At 68.9% G+C, this 8,859-nt stretch carries 8 protein-coding genes; 3 read left to right on the top strand and 5 right to left on the bottom strand.

Going from position 1 to position 8,859, the window contains the following annotated elements; genetic code table 11:
- Nucleotides 1-309: YunG family protein (locus ACWD5O_RS36545; protein WP_450088111.1), on the bottom strand; the 309-nt coding region annotated here is incomplete at its 3' end.
- A gap of 268 nt (nucleotides 310-577) precedes the next feature.
- Here ACWD5O_RS36545 and ACWD5O_RS36540 point away from each other — a divergent pair.
- Nucleotides 578-1,240, top strand: a complete 663-nt coding sequence (locus tag ACWD5O_RS36540) for a GNAT family N-acetyltransferase (protein ID WP_450088110.1) — start codon at nucleotides 578-580, stop codon at nucleotides 1,238-1,240.
- 172 nt (nucleotides 1,241-1,412) lie between these two features.
- Nucleotides 1,413-1,853 carry an N-acetyltransferase family protein gene (locus ACWD5O_RS36535; protein WP_450088109.1) on the top strand — a complete coding sequence of 147 codons (441 nt, stop codon included), beginning with the start codon at nucleotides 1,413-1,415 and terminating at the stop codon, nucleotides 1,851-1,853.
- A gap of 320 nt (nucleotides 1,854-2,173) precedes the next feature.
- Here the strand turns inward: ACWD5O_RS36535 and ACWD5O_RS36530 are convergent, their stop codons facing one another.
- Nucleotides 2,174-2,764, bottom strand: a complete 591-nt coding sequence (locus tag ACWD5O_RS36530) for a DinB family protein (RefSeq protein ID WP_449941576.1) — start codon at nucleotides 2,762-2,764, stop codon at nucleotides 2,174-2,176.
- Between the two features lie 207 nt (nucleotides 2,765-2,971).
- Nucleotides 2,972-5,059, bottom strand: coding sequence for a hypothetical protein (locus tag ACWD5O_RS36525; protein WP_450088108.1), 2,088 nt, complete (start codon nucleotides 5,057-5,059; stop codon nucleotides 2,972-2,974).
- A gap of 355 nt (nucleotides 5,060-5,414) precedes the next feature.
- Here ACWD5O_RS36525 and ACWD5O_RS36520 point away from each other — a divergent pair, with 355 nt between their 5' ends.
- Complete coding sequence (locus ACWD5O_RS36520; protein WP_450088107.1) at nucleotides 5,415-5,885, top strand: UPF0158 family protein; 471 nt, start codon at nucleotides 5,415-5,417, stop codon at nucleotides 5,883-5,885.
- Nucleotides 5,886-6,300: 415 nt separating this feature from the next.
- On the opposite strand, the gene ACWD5O_RS36515 is transcribed toward ACWD5O_RS36520, so the two are convergent.
- Together ACWD5O_RS36515 and ACWD5O_RS36510 are read right to left on the bottom strand one after the other, a co-directional pair.
- Nucleotides 6,301-7,635, bottom strand: coding sequence for a hypothetical protein (locus ACWD5O_RS36515; protein ID WP_450088106.1), 1,335 nt, complete (start codon nucleotides 7,633-7,635; stop codon nucleotides 6,301-6,303).
- A gap of 302 nt (nucleotides 7,636-7,937) precedes the next feature.
- A partial coding sequence (locus ACWD5O_RS36510) for a class I SAM-dependent methyltransferase (protein WP_450088105.1) occupies nucleotides 7,938-8,859 on the bottom strand: 922 nt, incomplete at its 5' end.

Here is an 8,859-nt window from a genome sequence, read left to right as displayed (position 1 = left end):
TTCCTGCAGGTAGAACTGATCAGCGGTGAGGTCGACGTCGCGGCCGTCGGGTAACCGATTCCAATAGTGGTAGCCGACCTTGGCGTCTCTGGCGAAGACTTCACCGAGGATCAGTTCTCCGCCGAGCAGGTCCTGAATGATCAGTGCGGTCGCTCCGCATTGACCACGGGCTGCGTTGTCAGGATGCCAGTCCTGCATATCATGCGGGTCGCAGGTATCCGCTCCCCAGCCGGCCCGCAGTATCGGCTGCAGCAATTCCAGGCTAATCAAGAGCGGGTCTGTTCGCTTGTCGCGTTCTCCGGACGTCACCCATGCAGAGTGAGCCCTCGACCGGGTCGAGGGTCAAGTAAACCTCGGGCCACGGGTTTCCCGGTTGGCCGAAGAGCGCCACCGCCGGGCGTACTCAACTGCCGCGAAGCGCTCGTCACCGAGGGTGAGGTCGGGCGCCGGTCGCCGGCGTCCGGACGTGCCGATGAGCGTGCGTCTGTCCGCCCAGATTGGTCGCGATATCAAACCTCGGGCGCGCTTCAGCGTGCGTGCCGGTGGATATGGTCGAACCCGTACGGGTGCGTGACACGTGGAGTGGACGGGGATGGTCGAGACGATGGTCGTGGTCGAGTGGGGAGACGAACTCGGCGAGGGATACCGGCGCCGCATCACCGAGGTCTACGTGCGCAGCTTCGCAGCGGACTTCGTCGCGTTCTCGCGCGACACCGGGAAGTTGGCCGACGCGTTCGAGCACATGCTGCTGCTCGAACGGTTCTACATCGCGCTCGTGGACGGGGAGCCCGCCGGCCTCGCCTCGCTCACCGAGAGCGACCAGACGCTGTTCGCGCCGCGCTGGCGGGAGATCCGGCGTCATCTCGGGCTGGCGCGCGGGCTGCTCGGCTACGTGGTGATCCGGAGATGGTTCATGCGCCCCTCCGACGACGCCCGGCCCGGGCTCGCCGAGATCGGGTTCGTCGCCACCGAGCCGGCTTATCAGGGTCGCGGCGTCGCGACCGCGTTGCTGCGTCACCTGCTGGAGTTGCCGCCCGGGTATCGCGAGTACGTGCTCGAGGACATCAAGGACACCAACGCACCCGCCCTCGGCCTCTACGCCAAGCTCGGCTTCACGGTGTACAAGCGTCGGAAAGTGCGCTTCGCGCGACGCGCCGGCTTCACCGAACTCGTGTCGATGAAGCTCGTGCAGGACTCCACGTCGCAGCCTACCGCCGACCGATCACCCGGAGCCGTCTGACGGGACACTGAGGTGCTCCCGCTGCCCGAGGTCGAGATCTAAGACCCAACCCCTTCCGAACGTTCGCTCATGCCGCATTGCGCTCGTCACCGAAGGTGAGGTCGGGCGCCGATCGTCGGCGTTCGGACGTGCCGATGTGCGGACGCTCACCTGGGCGGCATGGTGGCCTCGGGTGCAACTGCATGAGAGCGTAAAGATCATGGAGGTCAGGACCGGAACCGCACAGGACACCTTACGTGTCGCAAGCCTGCACACCGACAGTTGGCAGGCAGCGTATGCCGGACTGATGCCGGCCAGCTACTTGGACGGCCCGCTGCGGGACCAGCAGGTAGACATGTGGATGAGCCGGCTGGCGGCCGCGAATCAGCGCGACGGAGACACGGATGGCGGCCACCTGCTGATAGCCGAGCACGGCATCGACCTACTCGGCTTCGCCTACCTCATCCCCGGCCCCGACGGACGGATCCTGCTCGACAACCTGCACGTCGACCCGGCACGCATCGGCGGCGGTATCGGACGCTACTTGCTACGGCACGCCTTTACCTGGCGGCTACCACCCACCCTGGCCAACCCTTGTATCTGGAAGTGCTACGCGACAACACCCGCGCGATAGCCTTCTACACCAAGGCTGGCGGGCACGCCACAGCGGCCCGACATGGTGCGCTTCCCCGCAGGGTTCGAGTTGCCCGAGATTGAATACACCTGGGATGCAGACGCCATCAGCGGTCAGTGCGACATAACCGCGTGGGACGCGATCCGGTCGCCTAACTAGATGCTGCACGGAGGCTTGCTCTGCTGCCCGTCCCGGGCCAACATCCTCATCTGCCGCCGACCGGGTGTCACCTTGGGTAAGCGACCGCGGCGCCGAGGCCGTCGGGTCGTGCCGAAGAGCGGATGCTGAACTCGCCGACTGTACCGACGGGGACCGGGCGGCTATCCGAAGCGGTCAGCCAGCTTCGTCAGCTTGGTGACGTACGCCGGCCAGTCATAGTCGTGAGGGATGTTGGTGTTCTCCCGCCGCAGGCCGATCGCCGTGTCGTGCTGCTCGCGCATGATGTCGGCGTGACCGGCGTGACGAGCGAGGTCGCAGGTCACGTGGACGATGATCCTTTGCAGTGTCACGGCCTGTCCGCCTGGCCGCCACCACGACACCCGCCCCGGCGCGTTGAGCGGTAGCTGTTCGATCGTCTGATCCGCGAACACCCCGACACGTCGATACAGGTCGATCAGCCCATCCTTCGTCTCCTCCTCCCGCGCGTACCAGTCTGCCTGCGGGTCCTCCTCGAACGCCTGCATGGGGACCAGTTCCTCAGGCGTCGGGAATTCGCGCCCAAAGGTAGGCCCGAAGTAGCCGGCTTCGACATTGAGGCAATGCTTAAGGACTCCCAGCAGGTTGTTGCCGGTCGCGGTGCGCGGCAGTCTGGCTTCGCGTTCGCTCAGCCCGTCGAGCTTCCAAATCAGGTCTTCGCGAGTCGCCTGGAGGTAGTGGTGCAGCGCAGCCTTCGCATCGCCCAAGTCAGCCATGCCCGTCAGTCTTCCTTATGCGCCGAGCCATCGTGCGAGGTGTCGTCGGCAAGATCAGCGCCCGGCTGAAGCGGTTGGCATCCTCATCTGCCGATGTGAGTGCACGGAAGCACTAGATCCGGAATCCCGGCGGGCAGTCCTCACGGGTCGAGTACGGCCGGGGTAAGCGGTGTATTCGGCAGCTGCTCCGCTCAGGCGCAGAGTTGATCAGTTCAGCGCGGTCACCGCCACCCGAAGCTCCTGGCGCAGCTTGTCGTCCTCCCAGACGGTCTCGTTCCAGGTGCCGAAGAGGACCACCCGCTCGGCGCGCTCGGCCAGCTCGGTGAGCCCGGGCACGGCCGTGGTCGCGCCCATCTCCACCAGCAGCGCCACCGCCTCCGAGCCGCCGTACGGGTCAGCGGCGGCGGTCAGCAGCGGATGAACCAGCTCGGCCGGGTCCACGCCGTGCCGCCACAGCGCCCGGGCGGCATCGACCCGGGTCCGCTTGTTGTCCAGCGCCTCGTGCAGCAGTGGCCGCAACTGGTCGGCGGCGGGTGCCAGGTCGGCGGCCAGGCGGGCGGCCTGCCGGGCCGATGCGTCTCCGGCGCGCAGCATGGCCTCGACGGTCGGCAGCACCGCGGCTGCGTCCTCGGTGGCCCGCCACACCACCAGGGCTGCGGCCATCTGCGCCAAGCGGGCCGGGATGGTCCGTTCGGCCGTCCCGGTCAGCGCCGGGCGCAGTCGCGGCAGCAGGGGCGCGGCCGCCGGACCGGTGTCCGCGACGAGGTTCAGCTCATAGCCCAGGCTGTGCAGCGGCGCCTGCTCCAGCATCTCGGCCGCGGCCGTCACCAGCGGCTCGGGATCGCCGGTGAGCCGCCAGACGGCCTGCCCTGCGCGAGTGCCGCCGGCCCGGCGCAGGGCCGGCACGGCGTCGCGTGCGGCCGGCCCGATCGCGGCCAGCGCCAGCGAAGCGGGGGCCGGGGCGGTCGGCAGCGCGGCGATGAGTTCGGGAACCGCCGGGGCCGCGTCCGGACCCCAGCCCACGAGCGACATCACCGCCTCGATGATCGGGTTTCCTGGGACGCGTGCGTCGAGCAGCGCGGTGATCCGCCGGCGCACCCCGTCCAGGGCGATCGGATCGAACTCCGGCACGTAGTCGTCGAGCAGCGGGTCGGCGGGGGTCCAGCAGCCGGCCGCCCACGCGGCGAGCGTGGGCTCCCGCCAGCGCCGGTCACCGAGCCGGACCAGGACTGTGAGGGCAATGCTCGCGGGTTTCGGGTACACCGCCAGGCCGCCGGTGGCGTAGCGGGACACCACGTCGTCCGTTGGTTCCGGGACGGCCGCGAGGCCACCGGCGGCGATGCGGGCCAATTCGTCGGCGACCGCCGACGCGGCTGCGCCGGCGTGTACGGCCGCATTCACCGCCGCCGTGACCACCTTCTCGTCCGGGTCGGTCAGCAGCGCGCGCAGCCGGGGCATCAGCGCCGCCGGCGCGGACCGATTCGCCCGGAACCGGCGGAGCAGTGCTCCCGCCAGGCCGACCCGCCCGACGGGAGCAGTCCCGCCGTCCATTAAGGCCGCCGCGAGCGCATCGGCGGACTCGGCGTCGAGCCGCTCCAGCGTCTCGTCCAGCGCGCCTCCCTCGGCCCGGGGGGTGCGCCACTCTTCGGTGGCGGCCAAGCCCGCCGCCATCGGCGCCACGGTCTCCGGCGGCAGCGCGAGCCCGGCTTGCGCGTACGCGAGCGCGGCCGCCGCCGGGACCGGGGCTGCCTCTCCGGTGGCCGCCGTGCGCAGCAGGTCGGCGCACGCGGCACCCTCGTGGTGCGCTATGGCCAGCAGCAGCGCGGCCCGGACCGTGGGGTCGGACTCGACGGCCCACCGCGCGCGCAGCGCCTCCAGGGTGTGCGGCGCGCAGCGGCTCAGCGCGTAGGCGGCGCCCGCGCGGACCTCCGGGTCCAGATCGGCGAGCTGCGGCACCAGGGCGCCGCTGCGAACGGCGATCGCCTGCCGGACCGCCGGCAGGTCGGGGCCGTTGCTCTGTTCCGGGTCGGTGAGCATGCCGAGGGTGACGAGGAGTTGTTCCCGCTCGTGCACGCCGGGTGTGGTCGCCAGCTCGACCAGGAACGGCACGGCCACCACGGTCACCGGGTAAACGCTGCCCTGATGCCAGATCGACGAGTAGAAACCGTCCCGGCCCTCGTCGGCGGCCTCCGGATCCGGGTCGGCCATCGCCCGCAGGATGTCCGGCGCCTCCGTGGCCGGGCCGTAGGCCCCCTTGTAAGCCGACCAGTCGATCTCATCGAGTCCCACGAGCATCGCGCCAACATATAGGCCCGTACTCGTATGCCCTTCGCCGGTCACTAGACGCGCACACCCTGCCAGCTCGGCTGCGACTGCCCGATCTCGGGCGAGGCCATCGTGATGTCGCTGCGTTCGATGGCCGGGACCGCGGCCACCGCGCGGCCTGGTTGCCTGGCCCCGGCCACAACGTGACCGCCAGGCGCAGGCGGACGGTCACGATGGGCCGCTGCCGGGTGGCCCGGCCGACTTTCGAGGTGTCGCGCCGCCGTAGCGGTGTTGGCTCGCCGGGCCCTGATCTGATGCCCGCTTCTGCCGCTGGTCGCGCTGTCGTTGGTCGTAGCGCGGACAGAAGCGGGTTTATGGTGGCCGGATGCTTGACCTGAGCAGGCTAGACCTGGAGGAGATCGCCACCGCGCTCGAGGACCAGACCGACTACGAGCACCGATGGCTGATCAACCCGCAGACCGGCGAGATCGTGTTCTGGACGACGGACGGCGGCATCGATGGACACACGCCCGTTGACTTTGACGACCTCGACCTGGTGGGCATCGACCCGCTGCCGTCCTACGTCTGGTACCAGGACATGGCCGACTTCGCCGAGAGGATCAGTGACGCGGCTGCCGGCCGCAGACTCGCCCGAGCGATCCAGGGCAAGGGTGCCTTCCGCCGGTTCAAAAACGAGTTGCACGAGGAGTATCCGCACCTGCTGCCGGCGTGGTACGCCTTCCGCGACGTGCGCGCAAAGCGGCGGGCGGTTGGATGGCTGGTCGACAACTCGCTGGTCGACGAGGAAACGGGCGAGCGTTTCGTGGCCGAGCATCGAGATCCCGACCTTCCCTGAGCTGGCGCCCGCGCTGCGCGACTTCCTGCACGGCGAACGCACGCATCTGCCGCAGGTCGCGCGCTCGTGCCGAAGAGCGGATGCCCAGGGCCTCTACTGACAGCGATCGAAACTCGCTGCGATAACCTCCGCAGCTTCGCGAGTCTGTGTCGAGTGCGCCAAGAGCGCGCCTGTGACCCGTACGGCGTCCGAGCCGGCCTGGTGTCGCTCGAACATGTACGGCCAGTGCGGTGTCAGCATCATTCCGTAGCCGGCCAGCCGGGCGAGGATATGTCCCACGGTGCCGCAGCATAGCTGATCATCGCACGAGCCTTGCCCACCGAGATCAGGTGCACGCTTCCGCGATCCACACGTTCAGCACCCTCCAGCCGGTGACGGAGCGTAGGCACCCTGCCGTGGCCGGAGCTCCGCCCTTCTAGGCACCGGTGCGGGTGATCCAGACCTGGTTCCCCGGGTCCGCGTCCACCCACCGGAGCATGTCGTCGGCGAGGCGGCGCAGCCGGTGCGGGTCGAACTCATCGATCGGCGCGCCGAACGCGTCATGGACGATGGCCAGCACCCGCCACAGCAGTCCGGTACCGCCACGGCGGATCAACGCCAGTTCGCCGCTCTCGCCGATACCCCACACCGTCCCCGGCGCCTGGGCGATCACCACCTCACCGACGTACGTGGTGACAAGCTCCACTGTGACCCGGTACCACGGATCGAGCGGCGCCCGGGCAGCGTCGGTGCCGCCGGCGAGCACGCCGTAGTACGACATCGCGAGCGTCGGCGCCGCCTCAGCGAACTCCCCCTGCAGACGATCCCGCGCATCCCGCAGCCACGCCCAGAGCTCGACGAGTGACTCCCGCGCCCCGTCCAGGCGCAGACCGGTCAGACCGTGTAGCCGGTCGGTGAGCGGCAACGTGCTGGTGTGCCACGCGGTCAGCGTCGCCTCCTCGGCGACGCTGAGCCGCGGGTCGCTCGCCGTGGTCAGCGCCGGCACGCCGAGCTCGTCGAGACTTTGCAGCAGGTACGGACGGTGCCGCGGCTGGGTCCGCTCGAAGACGATCTGGTACAGGTCGCGGGCCTCGGCGAGCCGGCCACGCGATACCAGGACGCGGGCGTGCAGCCGGACCTCCGGAAGCCGGTACCGCCCGGCTTCCTCGATCGACTCCTGGTTCTGCCACCGCTCCAGCAGCGCGTCCACCGACGTCAACGGGTCGAGCGCGGGCCGCAGCCGGCCGGTGACCACCTCGCCGAGCAGTACAGCCTCGCCGAGGTCACCGCTGTATCGCAGAACGTTGTGGTGGTGGACGTCCGGCAGCTCCAGCCGGACGTACGCCGCGACCGTGCTCCAATGCTCGTCCGGTTCCCGGCCGAACCAGTGCTCGAGGGTGATGACGTGGCTCAGCTCGCCGTCGACGATGCGGGTCAGCTGCCAGCCGTCCCGCTGGAAACCGGTGAGCCCCTCCACCGTCCGGGCGGCCCGGTCCATCGCAGCCATCCACGGCGGCCGCTGCTTCTTGACCTTCTCCCACCGGCGGCGCACCGCAGTGGACAGTCGCCCGGTCGGCACGGCCGCAGCCGCGATCACAACGGCCTCCCGGTCGACGTGCTCCACCGCGGTCACGCCCGGCAACGTCTGGAGGAACTCCACCATCCCGGCCACCAGGTCCTCGCGCTCCCAGGCGACCTCCTCGGCGAAGACCAGCTCGTGCGACCAACCTTCCCCAAACCCGGTCTCACCGAGCCGCCACTCATCATCCACGGCGGCCAGTATGCCGACCGCGCCCCTGCCGTGTCCCCGCGGTCATGACACCGGCTCGATCGTCACGGCGCCGACGAGTTCGCGGGGGTTTGAGTCGAAAATAGACCTGAGCCGGGTCCGTTAGAAGGCACTGGAAAATGAATCCGTTGCAATATCGGGAGGTGGGGAAATGCATCGGTGAGACGAACTCGGCGATCAAGATCAGTTTCACTAACGTGCCGCGAGTCGCGCGGCCAGCCGACGGCGCGGGACGTACGACTCTTCCGACGGTGACAGCGCAACCCATCGTTCGGCGTTGGTGGTCAGTGCGTTCGTTTCGCCACGAAGACGTACTCCCGCCCAGGACGGTCTGGCGCGTCTCGAACGTCGAGGGTGGTGAAACCATTGCTGGCCAGGGTCTCTTCAACCTCTGCTTGGCTGCGGAACCGGAGCGTGGAGTCGGACCACACCTCCAGGCCGTCTGAGGCGAACCTGTACGTGTACCGGAAGGAAACATAGGGCGGCGCCACCCTGGTGACTTCCCTGCGCTGCTCGACCTCGTCGACGCCAGGGATGTTCCGGATGACGGGGCCGGTCTCAACGGCCCACTCCTCCCAGGCGCGGCGTTCCGGGCGCCTTGTCTCGAACACGAGATGGCCGCCGTCGCGCAGCGCGCCACGAATGCCGTGCAGCGTCGCGCTCCAGTCATCGTCGTCGAGGAACTCTTGAGCCACGTTGCCGGTCATCATCGCGATGTCAGCTGACAGCGCGGGAAGCGTCGTAGCGTCGCCGTGGAGCCACGTGACCGATGCGGCGCCGGGCTTGGACATCGCTACGTCGAGGGAGGCTCCGGCGGGATCAACGCCGGTGACCTGTCGTCCGCTTCCCGCCAGCAGTATGGCCAGGGATCCTGTACCGCAGCCGACGTCGAGCACGTGACGGGCGTCGAACTCGTCGGCGATGCGGAGATACGCGTCGAGGTCCGTGCGTTCGCCATCGAACGCGTCGTAGACAGCGGCGAGGCGCGGGTGGGCAAAGATCGCATCGGGCACGGCAAAGCACCGTAGCGGCAACCGGATGTCTGCGACCAACCAATACTCGGCCCGGTTGCGATGCACGCTCATCAGCGTAAGTGGTTTTGAGTCAAGCTTTTGGTCGGTGCCTCGTCCGTCGTCTATCCCTGCATAGCCGTAATGGGGTTGGTCCCAGCAGCGTGTAATCGGGTTGGTGAGACGACGGGCGGGG

Source organism: Micromonospora sp. NPDC005161, from assembly GCF_053599855.1.
Note: the sequence above shows the minus strand (reverse complement) of the source record. Positions and strands in the feature narration are given on the sequence as shown.

Coding starts and splice junctions, on each gene's coding strand:
- ACWD5O_RS36530 (WP_449941576.1), bottom strand. CDS start 2,764: ATGGCTGACTTGGGCGATGCGAAGGCTGCGCTGCACCACTACCTCCAG.
- ACWD5O_RS36525 (WP_450088108.1), bottom strand. CDS start 5,059: ATGCTCGTGGGACTCGATGAGATCGACTGGTCGGCTTACAAGGGGGCC.
- ACWD5O_RS36520 (WP_450088107.1), top strand. CDS start 5,415: ATGCTTGACCTGAGCAGGCTAGACCTGGAGGAGATCGCCACCGCGCTC.